The sequence below is a fragment of the Rhodosalinus sp. 5P4 genome (assembly GCF_041365695.1).
Taxonomy (GTDB): domain Bacteria; phylum Pseudomonadota; class Alphaproteobacteria; order Rhodobacterales; family Rhodobacteraceae; genus Rhodosalinus.
The window spans coordinates 1-23,198 of sequence record NZ_JBGFSJ010000006.1 but is presented as its reverse complement, the minus strand read 5'-3'; the positions used below and the strand labels follow the sequence as shown (position 1 = coordinate 23,198).

The 23,198-nt window shown below is 69.8% G+C and carries 22 protein-coding genes; 11 read left to right on the top strand and 11 right to left on the bottom strand.

Features of this window, described 5'->3' with window-relative positions; genetic code table 11:
• Window positions 1-3: 3 nt before the first annotated feature.
• The 4 genes from glcF to AB6A69_RS12410 all read left to right on the top strand — a co-directional run bounded on the left by glcF (window position 4) and on the right by AB6A69_RS12410 (window position 3,629).
• Window positions 4-1,311, top strand: a complete 1,308-nt coding sequence (glcF, locus tag AB6A69_RS12425) for a glycolate oxidase subunit GlcF (RefSeq protein ID WP_371061006.1) — start codon at window positions 4-6, stop codon at window positions 1,309-1,311.
• Between the two features lie 69 nt (window positions 1,312-1,380).
• A complete protein-coding gene (locus tag AB6A69_RS12420; protein WP_371038274.1) occupies window positions 1,381-2,193 on the top strand; it encodes a serine protease in 813 nt (270 codons plus the stop codon).
• Window positions 2,190-3,017 (top strand): serine protease, encoded by an 828-nt coding sequence (locus tag AB6A69_RS12415; protein ID WP_371056704.1) that lies wholly within the window; start codon window positions 2,190-2,192, stop codon window positions 3,015-3,017. Before AB6A69_RS12420 ends, AB6A69_RS12415 begins: the two co-directional genes overlap by 4 nt.
• Before the next feature lie 132 nt (window positions 3,018-3,149).
• On the top strand, window positions 3,150-3,629 hold the full coding sequence (locus AB6A69_RS12410) for an Hsp20 family protein (RefSeq protein ID WP_371038276.1): 480 nt from the start codon (window positions 3,150-3,152) through the stop codon (window positions 3,627-3,629).
• An 81-nt stretch (window positions 3,630-3,710) separates the two neighbouring features.
• Here the strand turns inward: AB6A69_RS12410 and truB are convergent, their stop codons facing one another.
• Entirely contained in the window at window positions 3,711-4,622 is a 912-nt protein-coding gene (gene truB / locus AB6A69_RS12405; RefSeq protein ID WP_371061005.1) for a tRNA pseudouridine(55) synthase TruB, read from the bottom strand.
• Between the two features lie 117 nt (window positions 4,623-4,739).
• Between truB and AB6A69_RS12400 the strand changes: the two genes are divergently transcribed.
• Window positions 4,740-5,387 (top strand): pseudouridine synthase, encoded by a 648-nt coding sequence (locus AB6A69_RS12400; RefSeq protein WP_371061004.1) that lies wholly within the window; start codon window positions 4,740-4,742, stop codon window positions 5,385-5,387.
• Between the two features lie 10 nt (window positions 5,388-5,397).
• Here AB6A69_RS12400 and AB6A69_RS12395 read toward each other — a convergent pair whose 3' ends face one another.
• Together AB6A69_RS12395 and AB6A69_RS12390 are read right to left on the bottom strand one after the other, a co-directional pair.
• The gene (locus AB6A69_RS12395) at window positions 5,398-6,342 is read right to left on the bottom strand and encodes a ring-cleaving dioxygenase (RefSeq protein WP_371061003.1); all 945 of its coding nucleotides are present in this window, start codon (window positions 6,340-6,342) and stop codon (window positions 5,398-5,400) included.
• A 99-nt stretch (window positions 6,343-6,441) separates the two neighbouring features.
• On the bottom strand, window positions 6,442-7,887 hold the full coding sequence (locus tag AB6A69_RS12390) for an aldehyde dehydrogenase family protein (protein WP_371061002.1): 1,446 nt from the start codon (window positions 7,885-7,887) through the stop codon (window positions 6,442-6,444).
• A gap of 162 nt (window positions 7,888-8,049) precedes the next feature.
• Between AB6A69_RS12390 and AB6A69_RS12385 the strand changes: the two genes are divergently transcribed.
• Together AB6A69_RS12385 and AB6A69_RS12380 are read left to right on the top strand one after the other, a co-directional pair.
• Window positions 8,050-8,703, top strand: coding sequence for a peroxiredoxin (locus AB6A69_RS12385; protein WP_371061001.1), 654 nt, complete (start codon window positions 8,050-8,052; stop codon window positions 8,701-8,703).
• Window positions 8,704-8,864: 161 nt separating this feature from the next.
• Entirely contained in the window at window positions 8,865-9,911 is a 1,047-nt protein-coding gene (locus AB6A69_RS12380; protein WP_371061000.1) for a succinylglutamate desuccinylase/aspartoacylase family protein, read from the top strand.
• Window positions 9,912-10,010: 99 nt separating this feature from the next.
• Here AB6A69_RS12380 and pnp read toward each other — a convergent pair whose 3' ends face one another.
• From pnp to AB6A69_RS12355, 5 genes are all read right to left on the bottom strand, one after another.
• Window positions 10,011-12,149, bottom strand: coding sequence for a polyribonucleotide nucleotidyltransferase (gene pnp, locus AB6A69_RS12375; RefSeq protein ID WP_371060999.1), 2,139 nt, complete (start codon window positions 12,147-12,149; stop codon window positions 10,011-10,013).
• Between the two features lie 208 nt (window positions 12,150-12,357).
• Window positions 12,358-12,627 carry a 30S ribosomal protein S15 gene (rpsO, locus tag AB6A69_RS12370; protein ID WP_371038283.1) on the bottom strand — a complete coding sequence of 90 codons (270 nt, stop codon included), beginning with the start codon at window positions 12,625-12,627 and terminating at the stop codon, window positions 12,358-12,360.
• A gap of 153 nt (window positions 12,628-12,780) precedes the next feature.
• Window positions 12,781-13,089: a DUF5665 domain-containing protein gene (locus AB6A69_RS12365; protein WP_371038284.1), complete on the bottom strand. Its 309-nt coding sequence runs from the start codon at window positions 13,087-13,089 to the stop codon at window positions 12,781-12,783.
• Complete coding sequence (locus AB6A69_RS12360) at window positions 13,082-13,615, bottom strand: DUF1643 domain-containing protein (protein WP_371061140.1); 534 nt, start codon at window positions 13,613-13,615, stop codon at window positions 13,082-13,084. Before AB6A69_RS12360 ends, AB6A69_RS12365 begins: the two co-directional genes overlap by 8 nt.
• Before the next feature lie 178 nt (window positions 13,616-13,793).
• Complete coding sequence (locus AB6A69_RS12355; RefSeq protein ID WP_371060998.1) at window positions 13,794-15,272, bottom strand: NAD-dependent succinate-semialdehyde dehydrogenase; 1,479 nt, start codon at window positions 15,270-15,272, stop codon at window positions 13,794-13,796.
• Between the two features lie 87 nt (window positions 15,273-15,359).
• Here AB6A69_RS12355 and AB6A69_RS12350 point away from each other — a divergent pair, with 87 nt between their 5' ends.
• From AB6A69_RS12350 to AB6A69_RS12335, 4 genes are all read left to right on the top strand, one after another.
• Window positions 15,360-16,142 carry an alpha/beta hydrolase gene (locus AB6A69_RS12350; protein ID WP_371061139.1) on the top strand — a complete coding sequence of 261 codons (783 nt, stop codon included), beginning with the start codon at window positions 15,360-15,362 and terminating at the stop codon, window positions 16,140-16,142.
• Window positions 16,143-16,288: 146 nt separating this feature from the next.
• Window positions 16,289-17,497 carry an aminopeptidase P family protein gene (locus AB6A69_RS12345; protein WP_371060997.1) on the top strand — a complete coding sequence of 403 codons (1,209 nt, stop codon included), beginning with the start codon at window positions 16,289-16,291 and terminating at the stop codon, window positions 17,495-17,497.
• A gap of 102 nt (window positions 17,498-17,599) precedes the next feature.
• Window positions 17,600-17,866: a hypothetical protein gene (locus AB6A69_RS12340; protein WP_371038288.1), complete on the top strand. Its 267-nt coding sequence runs from the start codon at window positions 17,600-17,602 to the stop codon at window positions 17,864-17,866.
• 12 nt (window positions 17,867-17,878) lie between these two features.
• Window positions 17,879-18,499, top strand: coding sequence for a DUF1523 family protein (locus AB6A69_RS12335; RefSeq protein ID WP_371060996.1), 621 nt, complete (start codon window positions 17,879-17,881; stop codon window positions 18,497-18,499).
• A gap of 13 nt (window positions 18,500-18,512) precedes the next feature.
• Here the strand turns inward: AB6A69_RS12335 and AB6A69_RS12330 are convergent, their stop codons facing one another.
• The 3 genes from AB6A69_RS12330 to AB6A69_RS12320 form a co-directional block, all read right to left on the bottom strand.
• Window positions 18,513-19,379, bottom strand: a complete 867-nt coding sequence (locus AB6A69_RS12330) for a dimethyl sulfoxide reductase anchor subunit family protein (protein WP_371060995.1) — start codon at window positions 19,377-19,379, stop codon at window positions 18,513-18,515.
• Window positions 19,379-20,134, bottom strand: a complete 756-nt coding sequence (locus tag AB6A69_RS12325; protein ID WP_371038291.1) for a 4Fe-4S dicluster domain-containing protein — start codon at window positions 20,132-20,134, stop codon at window positions 19,379-19,381. The genes AB6A69_RS12330 and AB6A69_RS12325 overlap by 1 nt, the downstream gene beginning before the upstream one ends.
• A gap of 73 nt (window positions 20,135-20,207) precedes the next feature.
• Window positions 20,208-23,030 (bottom strand): molybdopterin oxidoreductase family protein, encoded by a 2,823-nt coding sequence (locus tag AB6A69_RS12320; RefSeq protein ID WP_371060994.1) that lies wholly within the window; start codon window positions 23,028-23,030, stop codon window positions 20,208-20,210.
• Window positions 23,031-23,198 lie beyond the last annotated feature (168 nt).

The following is a 23,198-nucleotide window of genomic DNA, read 5'->3' as shown; positions in this document are numbered from 1 at the left end:
GCCATGCAGACCACCTTCAGCCCAGAGCAGCTCGCCGATCCGGCGATGCAGCGGTCCAACGACATCCTGCGCAGCTGCGTTCATTGCGGATTCTGCACGGCGACCTGCCCGACCTACCAGGTGCTGGGCGACGAGCTCGATTCGCCCCGCGGCCGCATCTACCTCATCAAGGACATGCTGGAGAACGAGCGGGTGCCCGACGACAGGACGGTGCTGCACATCGACCGCTGCCTCTCCTGCCTCGCCTGCATGACCACCTGCCCCTCGGGCGTGCATTACATGCATCTCGTGGACCACGCGCGGGAATATATCGAGACGACCTACGACCGCCCCTGGCGCGACCGGGCGCTGCGCTGGATGCTGGCGCGCATCCTGCCCCATCCGACGCGGTTCCGCGTGGCGCTTCTCGCCGCGAAGATCGGGCGGCCGTTCCGCGGCCTCGTGCCGGACAAGCGGCTCCGGGCGATGCTGGACATGGCGCCCGCCACCATCCCGCCCGTGAGCCGCAACGACGACCCGCAGGTCTTTCCGGCGGAAGGCGCGCGCCGCAAGCGCGTGGCGCTGATGACGGGCTGCGCGCAGCGCGCGCTCAATACCGACATCAACGACGCGACGATCCGCCTGCTCACGCGGCTGGGCTGCGAGGTCGTCGTGGCCGAGGGCGCGGGCTGCTGCGGCGCGCTCACCCATCACATGGGCAAGACCGCGGAAAGCCACGCGAGCGCGGCGGCCAACATCCGCGCCTGGACCCGCGAGATGGACGGAGAGGGCCTCGACGCCATCGTCGTCAACACCTCCGGATGCGGCACGACGGTGAAGGATTACGGCCACATGTTCGAGGGCCACGCGCTCGCCGACGAGGCGCATCGGGTGGCCCTCCGCGCCCGCGACGTGAGCGAGGTGCTATCCGAACTCGGGCTGCCCGAGGGACCGGCGCAGGGGCTGCGCGTGGCCTATCACGCGGCCTGCTCGCTTCAGCACGGCCAGCAGGTGAAGGCGGCCCCCAAGACATTGCTGAAGCGCGCGGGCTTCGAGGTGGTCGAGCCGGCCGACAGCCATCTCTGCTGCGGCTCGGCGGGCACCTACAACCTGATGCAGCCCGAGATCTCGGGGCAGCTCAAGGCGCGCAAGGTGCGCACGCTCGAGGCGCGCGCCCCGGACGTGATCGCCACCGGCAATATCGGCTGCATGATGCAGATCGGCGGCGGGACGGAGATTCCGGTCGTGCACACCGTCGAACTTCTCGACTGGGTGACCGGCGGGCCCTGCCCGCCCCGTGTTGCGGAAACGCTGCGTTTCCGTGCCGGATAGGTTCGTGCCGTAGTTTCGCCTCAACTTTTCTCTATTCCGGGTGTGTCGCGACCGCCAAGGATAGGCCTCATGCGTCCCGTCGCCCTTTTCGCCCTTCTGGTCGCGCTCGTCGCGCCCGTGGCCTCGGCCGCGGACGGCGCGCTGCGCATGCTGGAAACGAGCGAGCAGAACCGCGGCTGGGAAGCCGTCGGCCGGCTGGAGCTCGGCGGACGGGGCTTCTGCACGGGCGCGCTGATCGCGCCTGATCTGGTGCTGACGGCGGCGCATTGCCTCTACGACCGGGAGACCGGCGCCCGGATCGAGGTGACCGATATCGAGTTCCTGGCCGGCTGGCGGAACGGCCGCGCGGAAGCCTACCGGCAGGTGCGCCGGGCGGTGGCGCATCCCAATTACCGCTTCCAGACGGAAACCTCGGCCTCGCGGGTGCGCGACGACGTGGCGCTTCTCGAACTGCACCACCCGATCCGCAATACCGGCGTCATTCCGTTCCGGACGGGCGAGCATCCGCTGCCAGGCGCGCGGATCGGCGTCGTGTCCTACGCGCGCGACCGGGCCGAGGCACCCTCTCTGCAAGAGGTCTGCGGCGTGCGCGCCCGGCAGTACGGCGTGCTCGTGATGGACTGCGAGGTGGATTTCGGGGCCTCTGGCGCGCCGGTGTTCAGCTTCGACGCGGGCGAGCCGCGCATCGTGTCCGTCGTGTCGGCCAAGGCCGAGTATGGCGGCGCGAAGGTGGCACTGGGCACCGCGCTGGCAGAGCCGCTGGCCCTCCTGCAGGCCGAGATGGCCTCCGCCCGCATGGACCTGGATCTCAGGCTGGTGCCGAGCATGGGCGCGGACGGGGCGACCCGCCCGCCGGCCGGGGCGAAGTTCGTCCGGCCATGAGGGTCCGGGCGCGTGTCGTGGCGCTCATCGCGCTTTTCGTCCTTCCGGGCCTCGTCGCCGCGGAGGCGCCGCGGCAGATGCAGCTTCGCTCTGACCTGATGGGCTGGGAGGCGGTGGGCCGCGTGGACGTGGCCGGAAACGGATACTGCACGGGCGTTCTGATCGCCGACGATCTGGTGCTGACCGCCGCGCATTGCCTGTTCTTCCGCGACACGGGCGCGCCGGTGCCGCCCGAACAGGTCGTCTTTCGCGCCGGATACATGAACGGGCGCGCGCTGGCAGAGCGGCGGGGCGCGCGGCTGGCCATGCCCGAGGCCTACGAACCTTCGCGCGACGGCAGCATCCGTGGAGACATGGTGCGCCACGACGTGGCGCTTCTGCGCCTTGCGGAGCCCATCGGCGCGGCCGTCGCCGATCCCTTCCGGGTGCATGTCGATCCCCGGCCCGGCGACGAGGTGAGCGTGGTCTCCTACGGCGAGGGGCGGTCCGAGGCGCCCGCGCGCCAGCGCCGCTGCCGGCTCTTGGACGAGGCTCCGGGAATCATGGTCTTCGACTGCGACGTGACCTTCGGCTCTTCCGGCGCGCCGGTGTTCGTGCGCTATGGCACCCGCGCGCGCATCCTCGCGCTGGTGTCGTCGATGGGCGGCCCCGAGGACGGGCCGCCGCGCTCCTTCGGTGCGCCGCTCGCCGAGGTGGTGCCCGAACTGCGGCGCCGCCTGCGCCACGGCGACGCGCCGGTGGCGGGCCCCTCGCCGGGCGCGCGCCGCGTCACGGTGGGCGGGGCGCCGGCCGCGGTGGGCGGGGCACGGTTCGTCCGGCCCTGAACGGGCTTGAAACGGCGCGGACGTCTTCCCAGATCCAACCATGCCGGGGGCGCCTCATGGGCTGCCGGCATGAAACGCCTGTCCCTCCGGGGAAGGCTACCAACCGTTATCGCTCTGAAGGAGGATGACCATATGCGTACGTTCGATCTTGCACCGCTTTACCGGGCCACCGTCGGTTTCGACCGCGTCGCCGACATGATGGATCGGGTCATGGCCAGCGACATGAGCCAGCCCAGCTATCCGCCCTACAACATCGAGAAGACGGCCGAGGACGCCTACCGCATCTCCATCGCGGTGGCCGGTTTCACCGCGGACGACCTGTCGGTCGAGGTGAAGGAAAACGCGCTCGTCGTCTCGGCCCGCAAGGCCGAGAGGGAAGAGGACGAGGGCCGCACTTTCCTGCACCGCGGCATCGCCACCCGCGCGTTCGAGCGCCGGTTCCAGCTTGCCGATCATGTGCGCGTGACCGGCGCGAGCCACACCGACGGCATGCTGCACATCGACCTCAAGCGCGAGATCCCGGAGGCGCTGAAGCCCCGCCGGATCGAGATCGCGAAGGCCGAGGATGCCGCCACCGACAAGGACGTGGTGGACGCGAAAGCGGTCAACTGATCCGGAGGCCAATGGCCCGGACGCGAAAGGGGGGCGCCGAGGCGCCCCCCTTTTTCGTGCCCGGATCGGGGCTGCCGCGCCTTAGCCGTCATCGCGGAAGACGCGTGCCGGGTGCAGCTCTCCCGCCCGGTAGCGCCCCACGGCCACCGCGCGCCCGTCGCAGGAGGCCCAGCACTCCTCGCCGTAGTCGAGCCCGTTGGCGACCACCGGGGCCGGGTTGCCGTGGCGCAGCCGCGCGGCCGCCTCGGCCGTGGCGCGGGCCTGGGGCAGTTCGGAAAGACCGGCCTCCAGCGGGAGGAGCCGCTCGTCGAGCGCGGGATCTCCCGCCAGCGCCTCCACCTCCTGAAGCGAAAGGCCGTCCTCGGCGACGAAGGGGCCGGACCAGCTGCGGCGCAGCGTCGTCACATGGGCATGGCAGCCCAGCGCGCGGCCGAGATCGCGGGCGAGCGCCCGGACATAGCCGCCCTTGCCGCACACCATCTCCAGCACCGCATGATCGCGGTCCGGGCGATCGGCGAGCAGCAACTCCTCCACCCAGAGGGGCCGGGGCGCGAGGTCGAGCGCCGCGCCGCCGCGCGCCAGCGTATGGGCGCGCTGGCCTTCCACCCGGACCGCCGAGTATTGCGGCGGCACCTGCATGATGTCGCCCAGGAAGGCGGGCAGCGCGGCCTTGATCTCCGCGTCGGTGGGGCGCGCGTCGCTTTCCGCGATCACCTTGCCCTCGGCGTCGTCGGTGTCGGTCGCCTGCCCGAAGCGGACGGTGAAGACATACGCCTTGAGCGCATCCGTGACATGGGGAACCGTCTTGGTGGCCTCGCCGAGCGCGACGGCCAGAACCCCTGTCGCCGCCGGGTCGAGCGTTCCCGCATGTCCCGCCTTCTTCGCGTCGAGCGCCCGGCGCACCACGTTGACCACATGGGTGGAGGTGGGTCCCGCGGGTTTGTCCACCACCAGCCAGCCGGAGATGTCGCGCCCCTTGCGCCTGCGTGCCATTTCGTCCCCCGTCCTCTTTCGGAAGCGCCGGGGCGTAACGGCTCCGGCGCGGTCCGTCAATCCGGCGCGGTCCACGCGTCTGGACACCCGCGCCGCCGGACGGTAGCAGCGCGCGACATGTCCGATGCCTACGACCCTCCGCAAGAGCCGTTGCAAATCCTCCATTCCGATCACGAGATCGTCGTGGTGGACAAGCCCGCGGGGCTTCTCTCGGTGCCGGGGCGGGGCGCGCATCTCGCCGACTGTCTGCTCGCCCGGGTCCAGGCGGTCTTTCCCGAGGCGCTGCTCGTCCACCGGCTGGACCGCGACACCTCGGGCGTCATTGTCTTTGCGCTCACCGCCCCGGCGCAACGCAATCTCGGGCTGCAGTTCGAGCGGCGGAAGACGCGCAAGACCTATGTCGCGCGGGTGGCCGGGCGGCTCGAGCCGCGCAGCGGCACGGTGGAACTGCCGCTGATCGTGGACTGGCCCAACCGCCCCCGCCAGAAGGTCTGCTTCGAGACCGGCAAGCCCGCGCTGACGGAATGGCGCGTGCAGCGCCGGGAGGAGGGGGAGACGCGGGTGAAACTGATGCCGAAGACGGGGCGGAGCCACCAGCTTCGGGTGCACATGGCCGAGCTGGGCCACCCGATCCTCGGCGATCCGTTCTACGCCGAGGGCGCGGCGCGGGACTGGCCGCGCATGATGCTCCATTCCGAGGAGTTGCGCATCCACCACCCCGATGGCGGGGCGGGCACGAGTTTCCGCGCGCCCGCGCCGTTCTGAGGGCGCCCGGTCAGGCCTCGGCGGAGGCCGGTTCCGGCAGCGGCTCGAGCGTGCGTTCGAGCTCTTCGCGCAGATGGGCGTGCTGCGCGGGCAGGCACAAGGACTGGCCCAGCGTCTCCACCGGCTCGTCGCGGGCGAAGCCGGGCTCGTCGGTGGCCACCTCGAAGAGGATGCCGGCCGGCGTCCGGAAGTAGATCGCGAAGAAGTAGTCGCGGTCGCGCAGCTCGGTCACGCGATGCCCCGCCTGTTCCAGCGCCTCGCGGATCCTCGTCTGCGACGCCCTGTCGGCGGTCCGGAAGGCGACGTGATGGACCGAGCCCGCGCCTTCCTGCGCGGGCGCCATGTCGGGGCGGTGGTCGAGCTCGACGATGTGTCCCGCGGTACCGGGCCCGTCGGCGTGGCGCGTGACGGACCCTTCCGCGCCGGTCTCCTCGAAGCCCATGAAGCGAAGAAGCTTCATCATCGGCTCGCGTTCGGCCACGCGCAGCGAGACGGAATGAAGCCCGCGGATCGCCATGTTCGGCGGGATGCCGCCCTCGAGCCAGGGCGCGCGGTCGTCCTCGGCCTCGACCAGCACGAGGCGCTCGCCGTCGGGGCCGGCGAAGACGAGGCGGGTTTCGTCGAAGAGGCGTTCCTCCGTGCTCTCGACCCCCGCGGCGCGCAGACGTTCGCGCCAGGCCGCCGCGCTGCGCGGCGGGATCGAGAAGGCGACATGCCCGGTCTCCCCGGTGCCGGGCGTGCCGCGCGAGGCGTCCGGAAAGGGGAAATACGTCATCACCGTGCCGGGCGTTCCGATCCGGTCGCCGTAATAGAGGTGATAGACGCGGGGATTGTCGAAATTGACCGTGGTCTTGATCCGCCGCAGGCCGAGCACGCGGGTGAAGAAATCGTCGTTGGCCCGCGCGCCGCTGGCCAGCGACGTCACGTGGTGGAGCCCGTCGATGTCGGTGAGCATTGCGCCGCCTCCTTTCGCATTCGTCGGTCTGAGAGGTAGGGGCGCGGGCGGGGGAGGGAACCGGCGCCACCGCGCCGGTTCTGTGCGCCGATGCGCGGATCAGTCCGCGTCGGGGGTCCAGCCGGAGACCGCCTTGACCTCCATGAAGTCCTCGATGCCCCAGACGCCGCCCTCACGGCCGTTGCCCGACCGCTTCATGCCGCCGAAGGGCGAGCCCGCGGCACGGGACTGGCCGTTCATCTCGACCATGCCGGAGCGGAGTTGTCGGGCGAGGCGGTTGGCCCGCGCCGGGTCGCCCGTCTGGACGTAGTTCGTGAGACCGTACTCGGTATCGTTGGCCAGCCGCACCGCGTCGGCCTCGTCCTCGAAGGCCATGATCGAGAGCACGGGGCCGAAGATCTCCTCGCGGCCGATCGTCATCTCGTGGGTCACGTCGGCGAAGACCGTGGGCCGGACGTAGAAGCCCCGGTTCATGCCTTCGGGACGGCCCACGCCGCCGGCCACGAGGCGCGCGCCCTCGTCGATGCCGGTCTGGATGAGATCCTGGATCTTGTTGAACTGCGTCTCGTTGACCACGGGGCCGATATGCTTGCCCTCTTCCGAGGCGGGCCCGACCGCCACTTTTTCGGCGATCTCGGTGGCGGCCTCCACGGTGCGGTCGTAGACCGAACGTTCCACGATCATTCGCGAGGGCGCGTTGCAGGACTGGCCGGAGTTGTTCATCATGTGCAGCACGCCGCGCTTGACCGCCTTCTCGTCGGCGTCGGCGAAGACGAGGTTGGCGCCCTTGCCGCCGAGCTCGAGGTGGACCTTCTTCAGCGTGTCCGCCGCGTTCTTCGAGATCGCGATGCCCGCGCGGGTGGAGCCCGTGAAGCTGATGATGTCCACATCCGCGTGAGCGGAAAGCTGAGAGCCCACGCCGGCCCCGTCGCCGTTCACGAGGTTGAACACGCCCGGCGGGAAGCCCGCCTCGTCGACCATCTCGGCGAAGAGAAGCGCGTTGAGCGGGCTTTCCTCCGAGGGTTTCAGGACCATGGTGCAGCCCGCCACGACCGCGGCGCCGAATTTCAGCGTGATCTGGTTCATCGGCCAGTTCCACGGCGTGATCATGGCCGCGACGCCGATCGGCTCGTAGATGATGCGGTCGTTGGGCGCGTGCTCGCCCAGCGGGCGCTCGAACGCGAACGCCTTGCCCTCGCGCACGAAGTTCTTGAGGTGACCGTAGCCCGCGCCGGCCTGCGCGCTCTGCGCCATGTCGATCGGCGCGCCCATCTCCAGGCTGATCGCCTGCGCCATCTCGTCCCAGCGGCGCTTGTAGATCTCGAGGAGCTTCTCGAGAAGCGCGATGCGCTCGGCGGGCGGCGTCGCCATCCAGCCGGGGAAGGCCGCGCGGGCGGCGGCCACGGCGGCGTCGGTGTCGGCCTGACCGCCCAGCGAGATCGCGGCGCAAGGCTCTTCGGTCGAGGGGTCGATGACGTGATGGGTGCGGCCCTCGCGGGGGTCGACCCACTGGCCGTCGATGTAGAACTGGTGCTTCTCGATCATTGTCGTCGGTCCTCCTCGGTGCACATTCGACCGTGCGGTCGGGCTTGTGCGGCACTCTGTCACCGCCCCCCTTCCCGTGCAAGGGGCGTGCGAATAGGCTAGAGATGACATATCTCAAACGTGGAATGTAATCCGCGCGATTCGAACAGAAAAGGAGACATCATGGGACTTCGCATCAACGATACCGTGCCGAATTTTACCGCCGAGACGGATCAGGGATCCATCACCTTCCATGACTGGATCGGCGACAGCTGGGCGATCCTCTTTTCTCACCCGAAGGATTTCACCCCGGTCTGCACCACCGAGTTCGGTGCAGTGGCGCAGCTGGCCGATGAATGGGTCAAGCGCAACACCAAGGTGATTGGCCTGTCGGTGGACGATACGGAGGACCACGTGAAGTGGAAGTCCGACATCGAGACCTATGCCGAGACCACGGCCGACTTTCCGATCATCGCGGACGTGGACCTGGCGGTGTCGAAGCAGTTCGACATGCTGCCGGCCGACGCCTACCTGCCCGACGGCCGCACCGCCGCGGACTCGGCCAGCGTGCGCTCGGTCTACATCATCTCGCCCGACAAGAAGGTGCAGCTCATCATGACCTACCCGATGTCGGTGGGCCGCAACTTCGCCGAGGTGCTGCGCGCGCTCGACGCGCTCCAGGCCACCTACCAGACCCCGATCGCGACCGGCGCGAACTGGGTGCCCGGGCAGGACGTGATCGTGGCGCTGACCGTCTCGGACGAGGAGGCGAAGGAGAAGTTCGGCGACGTGGATTTCAAGCTGCCCTACCTGCGCCTGACCAAGCGGCCGGCCTGAGCCGCAGACCGCCGCCCGCAAGATCCGAAGGGCCCCGCCGCCGGGCGGGGCCCTTTTTCGTGGCCGCGCGGGGACGGCGGGCCGCGCCGCCAAGACGGCTGGACTTGTCCCGCACCGGCCCCTATCCCCGCCCCGGACGATACGGGATGGCGGAGGCGGCAATGTCACCGAAACGCGAGAGCTTCGAACTGGGCGGCCAGACCATCGCGCCGGGCACCCGGCGCACGGTGGACCTGCCGGTCTCGATCCTCTCGGATCATACGCCGGTCACGATGTCGGCCCATGTCGTGCATGGCAGGCGCCCCGGGCCGACGCTGTTCGTCTCGGCGGCGATCCACGGCGACGAGGTGATCGGGGTGGAGGTGGTGCGCCGGCTTCTGCGCGCAAAGCCCCTCGATGCGCTGTCCGGCACGCTGATGGCGGTGCCCATCGTCAACACCTTCGGGTTTCTCAACCATTCCCGCTACCTGCCGGACCGGCGCGATCTGAACCGTTGCTTTCCCGGCCACGCCAGCGGATCGCTCGCCTCGCGCCTGGCCAACCTCTTCATGGAAGAGATCGTGGCGCGGTCCGATCTCGGGATCGACCTGCACTCGGCGGCGATCCGGCGCACGAACCTGCCGCAGATCCGGCTCAACCCGGGCAACGACCGCCTCGTCGAACTGGGCCGGGCCTTCGGCGCGCCGGTGATGATGGAGTCGAAGCTGCGCGATGGCAGCCTGCGCATGGCCGCCGAGGGCGCCGGCGTGGACGTGCTGCTTTACGAGGCGGGAGAGGGGCTTCGCTTCGACGAATACGCCGCGCGGGCGGGCGTTGCCGGGATCCTGCGCGTCATGCGCCACATCGGCATGATCGGATCGAAGGGGGTGCCGAAGCCGAAGGGCAGGCCGGTGCTCTGCCGCAGTTCGACCTGGTACCGCGCCCCGGTGGGCGGGCTCATGCGCGCCTATCGCGGCACCGGCGATCTGGTGGAGGAAGGCACGCTGCTCGCCACCATCTCGGATCCCTTCGGCGAGATGGACGCCGAGGTGACCGCCGAGGAAACGGGCATCGTCGTCGGACGCACCAACATGCCGGTGGTGAACGAGGGCGACGCGCTTTTCCACATCGCGGCGACCCACCGCGCCACCCATGCCGAAGCCGCGCTCGAGGCGATGGAAGCGGAGATCGACGCGCCGCCGCTCTTCGACGAGGACGAGATCATCTGAGCGCGCGCGACCCGTGCGGCTCCGCGAGGGCGCCCGGGCGCAAAGGAAACGGGCGCCCCGAGGGGCGCCCGTCCTGTTCCGCGAAAACTGCGACGCGCGTCAGCCCTGCGCCGACTCCGCCTCCTTGGAGATCTCTTCGCCGGTCTCCTGATCGACGACCTTCATCGACAGCCGGACCTTGCCGCGGTCGTCGAAGCCCAGAAGCTTCACCCAGACCTCCTGGCCTTCCTGAAGAACGTCGGAGGGGTGGTTGAGCCGCTTCGGCGCGATCTGGCTGACATGCACCAGCCCGTCGCGCTTGCCGAAGAAGTTCACGAAGGCGCCGAAATCGACCAGCTTCACCACCGTGCCCTTGTAGATCTTGCCCTCCTCGGGCTCGGCCACGATGGCGTGGATCATGTCATAGGCCTTCTGGATGGCCTCGGCGTTCGGCGAGGCGATCTTGATGATGCCCTCGTCGTTGATGTCCACCTTGGCGCCCGACTCCTCGACGATCTCGCGGATCACCTTGCCGCCCGAGCCGATCACTTCGCGGATCTTGTCCGTCGGGATCTGCATGGTCTCGATGCGCGGCGCGTGGACCGAGAACTCGCCCGCGGACGACAGCGCCTTGTTCATCTCGGACAGGATGTGCATCCGCCCGTCCTTCGCCTGGGCGAGGGCTTGGCGCATGATCTCGGACGTGATGCCCGCGACCTTGATGTCCATCTGCAGCGAGGTGATGCCCTTTTCGGTGCCGGCCACCTTGAAGTCCATGTCGCCGAGGTGGTCCTCGTCGCCGAGAATGTCGGTGAGTACGGCGAAGCGGCCGTCCTCCTCGAGGATGAGGCCCATGGCCACACCCGCGACCGGCGCCTTCAGCGGCACGCCCGCATCCATCATCGACAGCGAGCCGCCACAGACCGAGGCCATGGAAGAGGAGCCGTTCGACTCGGTGATCTCCGACACGATGCGGATCGTGTAGGGAAAATCCGTCGGCGGCGGCAGAACCGCCTGAAGCGCGCGCCAGGCGAGCTTGCCGTGGCCGATCTCGCGCCGTCCGGGGGGGCCGACGCGGCCGGCCTCGCCCACGGAATAGGGCGGGAAGTTGTAGTGCAGCAGGAAGCTTTGCTTGAAGGTGCCGTGCAGCGCGTCGACGAACTGTTCGTCGTCGCCGGTGCCCAGCGTCGTCACGACCAGCGCCTGCGTCTCGCCGCGGGTGAACAGCGCCGAGCCGTGGGTGCGGGGCAGAAGGCCCACCTCGCTCACGATCGGGCGAACCGTTTCATGGTCCCGTCCGTCGATCCGCGCGCCGCCCTCGATGATGGTGCCGCGCAGGATGGAGGACTCGAGCTTCTTGAAGGCGTCGCCGAGGTTCTCGTGCGCGCGCTCTTCCTCGGTGAGCTGCGCCTTCACCTCCTCGCGGGCGGCCTCGATGGCGTTGCTGCGCTCCTGCTTGTCGGTGATCGCGAAGGCCGCGCGCATCTTCTCCTCGCCGAGCTCCCGCACCCGGGCCGCGATGTCCGTGTAATCCGGCGGCTGGAAGTCGAAGGGGTCCTTGGCCGCGGCTTCGGCCAGATCGACGATCAGGTCGACCACCGGCTTGATCTGCTCATGCGCGAAGGTCACCGCGCCCAGCATCTCGTCCTCGGACAGCTCGTACGCCTCCGACTCGACCATCATCACCGCGTCACGGGTGCCGGCGACCACGAGGTCGAGCCGCTGCTCGGGGTTGAGACGCAGGTTGTGCATGTCCTCGACATCGGGGTTGAGGACATACTCGCCGTCCGCATAGCCCACGCGGCAGCCCGCGATCGGTCCCATGAAGGGCACGCCCGAGAGGGTCAGCGCGGCGGAGGCCGCGATCATCGCCACGATGTCGGGATCGTTCACGAGGTCGTGGCTGAGAACGGTGCACATCACGAGCACCTCGTTCTTGAAGCCGGGCGCGAAGAGCGGCCGGATCGGCCGGTCGATCAGCCGCGCGGTCAGCGTCTCCTTCTCGGTGGGACGCGCCTCGCGCTTGAAGAACCCGCCGGGCACCTTGCCCGCCGCGTAATACTTTTCCTGGTAGTGAACCGTCAGCGGCAGGAAATCCATTCCCGGCTTGCGGGCTTTGGCGAATGTCACATTGGCCATGACCGAGGTCTCGCCCAGCGTGGCGATGACGGTCCCGTCGGCCTGACGGGCCACCTTGCCCGTCTCCAGGGTGAGGGTCTCTTCCCCCCACTGCATCGATTTCGTCGTTACGTCGAACATCACGTATCCTATCCTGGCCGCCGGGGCCCATCCCCCTTGGCCGTTTCGCGTCGGACGGCCCCATTGCCGTCCGGCCCCGTCCTTCAACCTTCCGCGCCGCAGGGGCTGGTGGCGCGGTCGAGCGGATGTTTCGCCGGCTCCGGGGGCCAGGGGCCCCGCGGAAAGCGAGAGAGGCGCGGACTTTCGCCCGCGCCTCCCGGAAACTCTCTCAGCGGCGGATGCCGAGGCGCTTGATCAGGTCCTGATAGCGCGACTCTTCCTTGGCCCTGAGGTAGTCCAGAAGCTTGCGCCGCTGGGCCACCAGCTTGAGCAGGCCGCGGCGGGAGTGGTTGTCCTTCTTGTGCGTCTTGAAGTGCTCGGTGAGCGCCTCGATGCGCGTGGTCAGGATGGCCACCTGGACCTCGGGCGACCCGGTGTCGCCCTCCTTGGTGGCGAAGTCCTTCATGACCTGCGCCTTCTTCTCGACAGTGATCGACATCGTGATCTCCTTTCCGAGAGGTTGCGTTCATGGCGCGAGCCGGGATGTCGTCCAGCAAGGCCCATGGAGACGGTCCGCCCGCGCGGGCGGATGCGGGCGTATAGGGCGAATCCGCCCGGATGAAAAGGAGAAATCGGCCGGCCGCCGGCCGGCTCAGCGCGGCGGCACGGTGTCCCGCGACGCGGCGCCCTCCTCGATCTCCTCGATGACCTGGGTGGCCCAGTCGCCGATGATCGGCACGAATTCCACCTGGGACAGCGCCACGACCACGAAGGAGACGAGGATCGAGGCGCCGATCACCGTTCCGAAGCCGAAGGCCAGGCCGCGCATGAACTGGAACAGCAGCACCCGCCAGACGGAGTCGTGGATGCGGACGATGCGGTGCGCCACGATCTCTTCCAGCGCCTCGGCGAGGCGCTTCGCCGTGCCGCGGTCGAGGGGGGCCAGGGGCTCGTCAGCCATGTTCCGTCTCCTGCACGTCGAGATCCCAGGGGCGCGGGCGTGTCGCGTAGGCGACGTAGAGCGGATGTCGCGGGAACCCGCCCTTGGTCAAGCCCAGATGATGCACCGTCACGCCCGCCTCGCGCAGAAGCGCCGCCACGGCCGCCCCGCGCCCGAGATGCGCGCCGTGCGTGCCCCACGCGGCGACGATGATGTCCGCGCCCGCGCAGGCCGCGACGATCGCGGCGTCGTTGCCGGGGCCCACGGGATCGGGCACCCGGCGCATGGCCGCCGGGTCGGTCTCGCGCCAGGCGAAGATGTTGGTGACGGTGAAGGCGCCGAAGCCCAGCGCCCGCGCGCGCCGTTCGCAGCGTTCCACCGTCGGGTCGTTCTGCAGCTCCGTCGCGGTGGAGGGGTTCAGCATGATGAAATGCGCGCGGCCCGAGGTCGGATCCCAGACCCGCGTCAGGCTGTAGCGGTAACGCTCGCAGGGCGAGTAGACGGCGCGCGAGGCCGCGTCGCCCTTGCGGTGCGCCCGTTCGATCAGAGCTGCGCTGTCCATCCTGCCCCTCCGGTTCCTGTCGGGCGGTGCGCCTCGGGTGCGCGCCCTCGTCTCGCGCCGGCGCGCTCGGAGACGCCGGCGGCGGGCCTTCCGGGACCCTCATGGGATGCCCGCGCCCGCGATCCGCCGGTCCCGCTCCGTCCTCGCGCCGCGGCGGCGGTGTTCAGACGCTCGTGCAGACGTATTTCATCTCGAGGAACTCCTCGATCCCGTGATGGCTGCCCTCGCGGCCGAGGCCCGACTGCTTCACGCCGCCGAACGGCGCGACCTCGGTCGAGATGATGCCCGTGTTCACGCCGACGATGCCGTATTCCAGCCCCTCCTGGACGCGGGTCACGCGGCCGATGTCACGGGCGTAGAAATAGGCGGCGAGGCCGAAGATCGTGTCGTTGGCCATGGCGATCGCCTCGTCCTCGGTCTCGAAGCGGAAGAGCGGCGCGAGGGGGCCGAAGGTCTCCTCGCGGGCCACGACCATCTCCTGGGTGGCGCCGGTTACGATCGTGGGCTGCAGGAACGTGCCGGGCATCTGGTCGGTCCGCCCGCCGAGGATCACCTGCGCGCCCTTCGATTCGGCGTCGGCGATGTGGTTCTGCACCTTCTCGATCGCCTCGGTCGAGATCAGCGGGCCGAGATCGGTGCCCTCCTCCAGCCCGTCGCCGACCTTCATCTCGCCCACGCGCGTCGCGAGCTTCTCGGCGAAGGCGTCGTAGACGCCCGCCTGCACGTAGATCCGGTTGGCGCAGACGCAGGTCTGCCCGGCGTTGCGGAACTTGCACAGGATCGCGCCCTCCACCGCCTGGTCGAGGTCGGCGTCGTCGAACACGATGAAGGGCGCGTTGCCGCCAAGCTCCATGGAGCACTTCATCACCTGGTCCGCCGCCTGCCGCAGCAGGATGCGCCCCACCTCGGTCGAGCCGGTGAAGGTCAGCTTGCGCACGAGCGGGTTCTCGCAGAACTCCTTGCCGATCTCGGAGGCCGCCTCGGAGGGAACGACGGAGAGAACCCCAGCGGGCACGCCCGCGCGCTCGGCCAGCAGCGCCATCGCCAGCGCCGAAAGCGGCGTCTCGGAGGCGGGCCGCGCCACGAAGCTGCAGCCCGCTGCAAGCGCCGGGCCGGCCTTGCGCGCGATCATGGCGGTCGGGAAGTTCCAGGGCGTGATCGAGGCCGCGACGCCGATGGGCTGCTTGAGCACGGTGATGCGCTTGTCGCGCTGGTGGCCGGGGATCGTCTCGCCGTAGACGCGCTTGGCCTCCTCGCCGAAGAACTCGATGAAACCGGCGCCGTAGGCGATCTCGCCCTTCGCCTCGGCGAGCGGCTTGCCCTGCTCGGCGGTGAGGATCGTGGCCAGGTCGTCCTGGTTCTCCATCATCAGGTCGAACCAGCGGCGCAGGATGGCCGCGCGCTCCTTGCCGGTCATCGCGGCCCAGTCCTTCTGCGCGGCATGGGCCGCTTCGATGGCTTCGGCCGCCTGGGCGCGGCTTGCATCGGCCACCTCGGCGATGACGTCTCCGCGGGCGGGGTTGGTCACGCTGAAGGTCGCGCCGCCCTCTCCGTCGACCCAGGCGCCGCCGACGAAAGCCTGCGTGACCAGAAGCGAGGGGTCCTTCAGAAGTCCGGGCAGGTTGGTGGGCTGGTCGAGCATGGCGTCCTCCGCGCAAGGTTCGAGATGGCACAGGCAAAGCAATTCCGTCTAGGAATGTCCAGTTCCGCGACGAAGGAGGCCCGGGCGATGCAGATGGACGCGGCCTATTCCAATTCCGATCACGTTCCCGAATCGGCCGGCTACCCGCCGCGCTGGGAAGCGGCGGCAGGGGCGTTTCGCGCGGGCCTGGGCGAACGGGCCGAACTGGGGCGCAGCTACGGCCCGTCGGAGCGGCAGCGCCTCGACCTTTTCCACCCGGCGGGCGCGGCAGCGGGCCTCGTGGTGTTCGTGCATGGCGGCTACTGGAAATCCATGCACCGGCATTTCTGGTCGCATCTCGCCGCCGGCCCGCTCGCCCGGGGCTGGGCGGTGGCGATGCCGTCCTACGACCTCTGCCCCGAGGTGCGGATCGCCGACATCACCCGGCAGATCGCCGCCGCCGTGACCGCGGCGGCCGGCCGCGTGGCGGGGCCGTTGCGGCTCACCGGCCATTCGGCGGGCGGGCATCTCGTGGCGCGGATGTGCGCGCCGGGCATGCTGCCCGCCCCGGTGGCGGCGCGGCTGGCGCGGGTGGTGCCGATCTCGGCGCTCGCCGATCTCGCGCCGCTGATGGAAACCTCGATGAACGACATCCTCGGGATCGACGCGGCGGAGGCGGCGGCGGAAAGCCCGGTGAACCAGCCGCCGCCGCAGATGCCGACAACCGCCTGGGTCGGCGGCGCGGAACTCCCGGCCTTCCTCGACCAGGCGCGCTGGCTGGCCGAGGCGTGGGGCGTCGCTTGGCACGCCGATCCGGGACGGCACCATTTCGACGTGATCGACGCGCTGGCTGCGCCCGAGAGCGACCTCGTGCGCGAACTTCTCGCCTGACCGCGCGCAGGCGCTTGCCCGGACGCTCGGGGAATGGCAAGAGAGCGCCGGGGCGGGGCGATGGCGTCGCCGCATCCGCGGCGGCGGATGCGCCCCCTGGCCGTCCTGCACGCCGGGACCTTTCTTTCTTCGGAGGGAGGGTCGCTATGACCGAACGTTCCCAGTTCCTGACATTCCACAACGGCGCCAAGGCGCCACTGCCCTTCGGCGCCGAGGAGTACGAGGCCCGCCTCGCCGGGCTGCGCCGGATCCTCGCCGAGGCGGGGCTCGACGCGGCGGTGCTGACCTCGATGCACAACGTCGCCTACTACTCTGGCTTCCTCTACTGCGCCTTCGGCCGGCCCTACGGGCTGGTCGTCACGCCCGAGACCTCGGTCACGATCAGCGCCGGCATCGACGGCGGCCAGCCCTGGCGGCGCTGCCACGGCTACAACCTCACCTACACCGACTGGGCGCGCGACAATTTCTGGCGCGCCGCGCGCCATGTCGCGGGCGAAGGCCGCGCCGTAGGCATGGAGGAGGACCACCTGACGCTCGCCGAGGCGGAAAAGCTGCGCGCCTTCCTCGCCCCGCGTGAGCTGCGCGACGTGGCGCGCCCCGCCATGCGCCAGCGCATGGTGAAATCGCCCGCCGAGATCGCGCTCATCCGCGAGGGGGCGCGCATCGCCGACCTGGGCGGCTGGGCGATCCGCGAGGCGATCGCCGAGGGCGCCCGCGAGATCGACGTGGCCATGGCCGGCCGCGACGCGATGGAGCGCGCCATCGCCGACGCCTTCCCCGAGGGCGAGTATCGCGACACCTGGGTCTGGTTCCAGTCGGGGCTCAACACCGACGGGGCCCACAACCCGGTGACGGCGCGGCGGCTCGAGGTGGGGGACCTCCTGTCGCTCAACACCTTCCCGATGATCTCGGGATATTACACCGCGCTCGAGCGGACGCTGACGCTCGGCGCGCCGGACGCCGCGACCCGCGCGATCTGGGAGGCCAACGTGGCCGCCCACGAGCTGGGCCTGTCGCTCATCCGTCCCGGCGCGCGCTGCGACGAGATCACCGCCCGGATCAACGCCTTCTTCGCCGAGCGCGACCTCCTGCAATACCGCAGCTTCGGCTACGGCCATTCCTTCGGGATCCTGTCGCATTACTACGGCCGCGAGGCGGGGCTCGAACTGCGCGAGGATGTGGAGACGGTGCTCGAGCCGGGCATGGTCGTCTCGATGGAGCCGATGCTGACGATCCCCGAGGGCCGGCCGGGCGCCGGCGGCTACCGCGAGCACGACATCCTCGTCGTCACCGAGGACGGCGCCGAGAACATCACGGGCTTTCCCTACGGCCCCGACCACAACGTGATCGCCTGAGCGCGCGCGGCCGCGGGGCGTTGCCCCGCGTGCCCGCGGCGCGTATCTCCTTCGGGACGGGGGCCGCTCGCTTGGCGGCAACTCGACACGGGGGAGAGAGCCATGGCGGCGCTTGCACGACTCATCATTTTCGGATTCGTCGCGCTGACGGTGATCTATGTCAGCCTCTCGCTCTGGTCCCGCGCGGTGCGCCGCGAGAAGCTGGAGGAAAGATGGGCCGAGAAGGGCCGGAAAGGCGACCGCGAGGCCTTCGTGCGCCGCGGCCTGGAGCGTTATGACGGCTCCGTCCGGCGAAAGCTCTTGCTCGGTGTCTACGTGGTGCCCATCTGCCTCGTGGCGGCGATCATCTACTTCGTGAACTATCACTGACGGGAGAATGCCATGACCTACGTGAAATGGGGGCTGATCGCGCTGTTCTGGCTCCTCGTGGCGGCGTTCTTCCACTACACGCTGCCGCAGCACGACATCGTGCGCGTCACGGACACCTACGAGAAGCGCGTCGATTTCGGCGAGAACTCGATCTTCTGGACCAACGCGAACACCGGCCAGGCGCAGGGCGTGCCCGGGCGCGACGTGTTCTTCATCCAGGCGCGCAGGCCCAACGATCGCCCGATCATCTACCGCAACGAGGACACGGGCTGGGGCTGGCCGCCCTATTTCAAGTTCGACACCGCCAACCTCCAGGCGGACGCGGCCGATCTGCGCTCCACCAAGGACGACCCGCGCTGGCTCGTGGTGACCCATTACGGCTGGCGGTCGGAAATCCTGTCGATCTATCCGAACGCCGTGGGCATCCGTGCGGCCTCGGGGCCCGACGCGCGGGTGATCCCGTGGGTCAGCATCGTGATCCTGGTCTTCGCCGCGGCGGTCTTCTGGGCGATCTGGGTGCGCTGGCGCCGCTTCCGCCGTAACCGGATCGATCCGATGCTGGAGGATGTCGGCGACAGCGTGGCCGAGCGCCGTCACCGCCTGCGGGACTGGTGGAAGGGTTCGACGGGCTGAACGGTCGCGCGCCTCACCGTGCGCCGTAGTAAAGCCCCACGACGTGCTCGGCCTCGGCGAAGAAGAGCCAGCGTGACGCCGCGGCGCCGGCCAGATGCGAAAGCACCGCGACCGCGGCCCCCGCATGGCCCAGCGGCAGCAGAAGCACCGAGGCGGGCAGCAGCGCCATGAGCAGCACCGCGATGACCCGGAGCCGCCCGGCATGCCGGCGGCCCACCACGAACACCATCTCCCGCAGCAGGTAGTTGGGCCCGGTATGCGGCGGCTCGAACGCGCGCACGGCGCCGCCGAGCCCGGTGGCGGTGCCCATGTCCGTCCCGCCTTCGCCGAAGCGGCGGTCGCCGGTGATCCACCACGCGATCTGCAAGCCCGCGAGGCCCAGCATCAGAAAGCTCGCCAGCCGGACCTCGCCCGCCAGAAGCGCCCCGCCCGCCAGCGCGAAGGCGAGGAAAAGCGCCGGCGTCAGCGCGGTGTGCCAGCGCGGCACCGTGCGCATCTGCGCGTAGATCATGGAGGTCGTGAAGACGGTTCCCAGCGCGCCCGCCGCCCCGATCCAGCCGAGCGGGACGATCCGGGCCTCGAAAAAGACGAGCCCCGCGCCGTAGATCGCCATCACGACAAGCGTGGCGACCGCCGCCCAGGCCTCGCGCGAGAGCCAGCTCGTCCGCCACTGTGTGAAGGCGAGCGCCGCGCGCTCGGGGTGGCCCAGGTGCAGCGTGGACGAGAGCAGCCCGCCCCCCGCCAGCGCGTAGGCGATCGCGAAGAAGGCGAAGGCGGTCCAGCCGGTCACGCCGGGGATGCCGAGCCCGAGAAAGAAAAGCAGCCCGAACCCGGCGCCCGAAAGCGTGGTGAAGGCGATGAGCGAAGGCGCGGGATGCATCAGTCCTGGCCCCCGGGCAGTCGGTCGAGCGCCCGGTCAAGCCAGCCAAGGAACCCCCCGGGCGCGTCGGCCACCGGTTCCAGGGCCGCGGGGGGCGCAGCCTCCAGCCGGTCGCGCGGGCGCGGGGGCAGATACTTGTTCACGGGCTTCGTGCCCTGCTCGGGCATGAGATCGATCCCGCCGCGCTCGGCCACCAGCTTCGAGACGTCGCTCTCGGGGTCGCCCAGGTCGCCGAAATGCCGCGCGCCTGCCGGGCAGGTGCGCACGCAAGCCGGCTCCCGGTCCTCGGGGGCCAGGTTTTCGTTGTAGATGCGGTCCACGCAGAGCGTGCATTTCTTCATCACGCCCTCGGCCTGGTCCATCTCTCGCGCGCCGTAGGGGCAAGCCCAGGCGCAGAGGCCGCAGCCGATGCAGGCGTCCTCGTTCACCAGCACGATCCCGTCCTCGGACCGCTTGTAGGAGGCGCCGGTGGGGCAGACGGTGACGCAGGGCGCGTCCTCGCAATGCAGGCAGGATTTCGGGAAATGCACGAGCTGCGGCGCGCCGTCCGCCGGCGTGATCTCGTAGGAATGTACCCGGTTCAGGAAAGTGCCCGACGGATCGGCGCCATAGGGATCCTGATCGGAGAGCGGCGCGCCGTAGGCCTGCGTGTTCCAGCCCTTGCAGGCCACGACGCAGGCGTGACAGCCCACGCAGGTGTCGAGGTCGATCACGAGGCCGAGCTTGCGCTCGGTCCGTGCGGGCAGTTCGGTCATGCGTGCCTCCCTTCGCGCGTGCGCGGGCCGAGGCTCGCCCGGCTCATCTCCTGCAGCATCTCAGCGCCCATTCTCAGATCTTCCATTTCAGTTCCGCGGGGGGCGCGGGAACGGGCGAGGCGAGCGCGTCGAAGACCGGCAGCGCCTCTTCCGGCGGTTTCGACTTCTCGATCCTCACGCGCAGGTCGAACCATGCCGCCTGCCCGGTCACCGGGTCTGAATTCGACCAGCGCAGCCCGTCGCCGCGCTCGGGCAGAAGCTCGTGGATCAGGTGGTTAAGCAGGAAACCCTTCGTCGCCTCCGGCGCGTCGCGGTCCAGCGCCCAGGCGCCCTTGCGCTTGCCGATGGCGTTCCAGGTCCAGACCGTGTCGGGGTTGAGCGCGGCCATCGCCGCCACGGGCACGGTGATCTCGCCGTGGGGCGAGGCGAGCCGTGCCCAGTCGCCCTCTTCGAGCCCGTGCCGCCGCATCAGGTCGGGGTGCATGTAGAGCGGGTTCACCCCGTGGATCTGACGGAGCCAGGCGTTCTGCGAGCCCCAGGAATGATACATCGCCATGGGCCTCTGGGTGAGCGCGTGGACGGGGTATTCCGCCGGATCGGCGTGTCCGTCCGAGAAGGGCGGGTACCAGGCGGGCAGCGGATCGAGCGTGGCCTTGATCCGTTCGCGCAGGTGTTCGGGCGGCTGGCGGTCGCCATGCCCCTCGGCGGCGAGCTGGAAGCGGCGCAGCGGCTCGGCGTAGAGCTGGAAGAGGTAGGGCTGCGGCGCGTCGTAGAACCCCATGGACACGGCCCAGTCCTGGTAGGCCCGGTTCCAGGGTTTCATGTAGCGCGCGCCCTCCGGCACCTCGGCCAGGAAGAACCCGCCATTGGCGATGTAGCTTTCGAGCTGCGCGGCGTTGGCGGCCCCGCGCCCGTGCGCGAGGCCGTGCTCACCCGTCCGCCAGCCCGCAAGTGGGCCCACGCCGGGGCGGCGCTCGTGGTTGACGATGTAGTCGGCATAGTCCGCGTATTTCGGCGCGCCGTCATCGGTCACGAAGCCCGGCAGGCCGAGGCGCGCGCCGAGATCGAGCAGCACCGACTGGAAGCCGCGCACGTCGCGGTCGGGCGTCACCACGGGCCAGCGGATCGCGTCCGCCGCGGCGTCGGCCTCCGAGATCGGGCGGTCGAGAAGCGAGATGCAGTCATGCCGCTCGAGGTATGTCGTGTCGGGCAGCACGAGATCCGCGTAGGCCACCATTTCCGACGCATAGGCGTCGGAATAGATGATCCGCGGGATGACGTAGTCGCCCGCCTCGTCGGTGTCGGTCAGCATCTCGACGACGCCGCGCGTGTTCATCGACGAGTTCCACGCCATGTTCGCCATGTAGAGGAACAGCGTGTCGATCCGGTAGGGATCGCCCGCATGGGCGTTGGAGATCACCATGTGCATCATGCCGTGCGCCGAGAGCGGGTTTTCCCAGGTGAACGCCTTGTCGATCCTGGCGGGATCGCCCGCCTCGTCGAGGCATAGGTCCTCCGGCCCGAGCGGGAAGCCCAGATGCGGGCCGGCGAGCGGCGTCTCGGGCGCGCAGCGGGCATGGGGTCGGGGATGCGCCTCGGGCGGTTTCGGGTAGGGCGGCTTGAAGCGGAAGCCGCCCGGCCGCTCGACGGTGCCGAGCAGGATCTGCAGCATGTGAAGCGCGCGGGCCGTCTGGAAGCCGTTGGAATGGGCCGAGATGCCGCGCATCGCATGAAAGCTCACGGGCCGCGCGGTGACCGTCTCGTGGGTCTCGCCGCGGAAGTCGGTCCATTCCTGCGCGACCTCGAAGGATTCCTCGAATGCCACCCGGGCGAGTTCCGCGGCGATCGCGCGGATGCGCTCGGCCGGCACGCCGCAGCGCCCGGCCACGGCCTCGGGCGCGTGGGCCGGGTCGAGGTATCGCTCGGCGATCAGATGCATGACCGGGCGGTGCGTGACCCCCGCCTTGCGCCAGCTTGCCGCAAGATCGGGGCGCACGCCCGGCGCGTCGAAGGCCGCGGGCTTGCCGGTGCGCCGGTCGATCACCAGCGGGCGGCCCTCGTCGTCGCGCAGGAAAAGCCCGTGTTCGGGCGAGGCCGCGTCCCCGTTCACGAGGACGGGGGCGTTGGTCCACCGCGCGAGGTAGTCGAGATCGATCCGGCCCGCCCGCAGAAGCTCGTGCACGAGGGCGAGGATGAAAAGCCCGTCCGTGCCGGGCGTGATCCCCACCCAGTCGTCCGCGACCGCGTTGTAGCCGGTGCGGATGGGGTTCACGCCGATCACCCGGGCGCCCCGCGCCTTGATCTCGCCGATGCCCATCTTGATGGGGTTCGAGTCGTGGTCCTCGGCCACGCCGAAGATCATGAAGAGCTTCGTGTGCGTCCAGTCCGGCTGGCCGAACTCCCAGAACGCGCCGCCCATGGTGTAGATGCCCGCGGCCGCCATGTTGACGGAGCAGAACCCGCCATGGGCGGCGTAGTTGGGCGTGCCGAACTGCTGCGCCCAGAAGCTGGTGAGCGACTGGGACTGGTCGCGCCCGGTGAAGAAGGCGAGTTTTTCCGGCGCGGTCTCGCGCAGGGGCTTCATCCAGCCGGCGGCGGTCTCCAGCGCCTCCTCCCAGGTGATCTCCTCGAACTCGCCCGAGCCCCGGGGGCCGACCCGGCGCAGCGGCGCGCGCAGCCGCGAGGGCGCGTTGTGCTGCATGATCCCGGCGGAGCCCTTGGCGCAGAGAACGCCGCGGTTCACCGGGTGGTCGCGGTTGCCCTCGATATAGGCAACGCGGCCCTCCTTCATGTGCACGTCGATCCCGCAGCGGCAGGCGCACATGTAGCAGGTCGTCTTGCGGACCTCGTCCGAGACGGGTGGCGAGAGGTCGAGAGGGGGCTGGCGGTGTGTCATCCGTGTCTCGCTGTCTGGGCCAGGGGGCACGCTAGGGCAGATCGCCGCCCGGGGCGAGGGCAAACAAGGATGTTCAAACGGCCTGGGCGCGCATGTCGGCGGGGTTTATTCCTGCGACGGCGACGGGTTTTTTCATTGCGTCGCGGCGGAACGGTTCGCCGAGTTCCT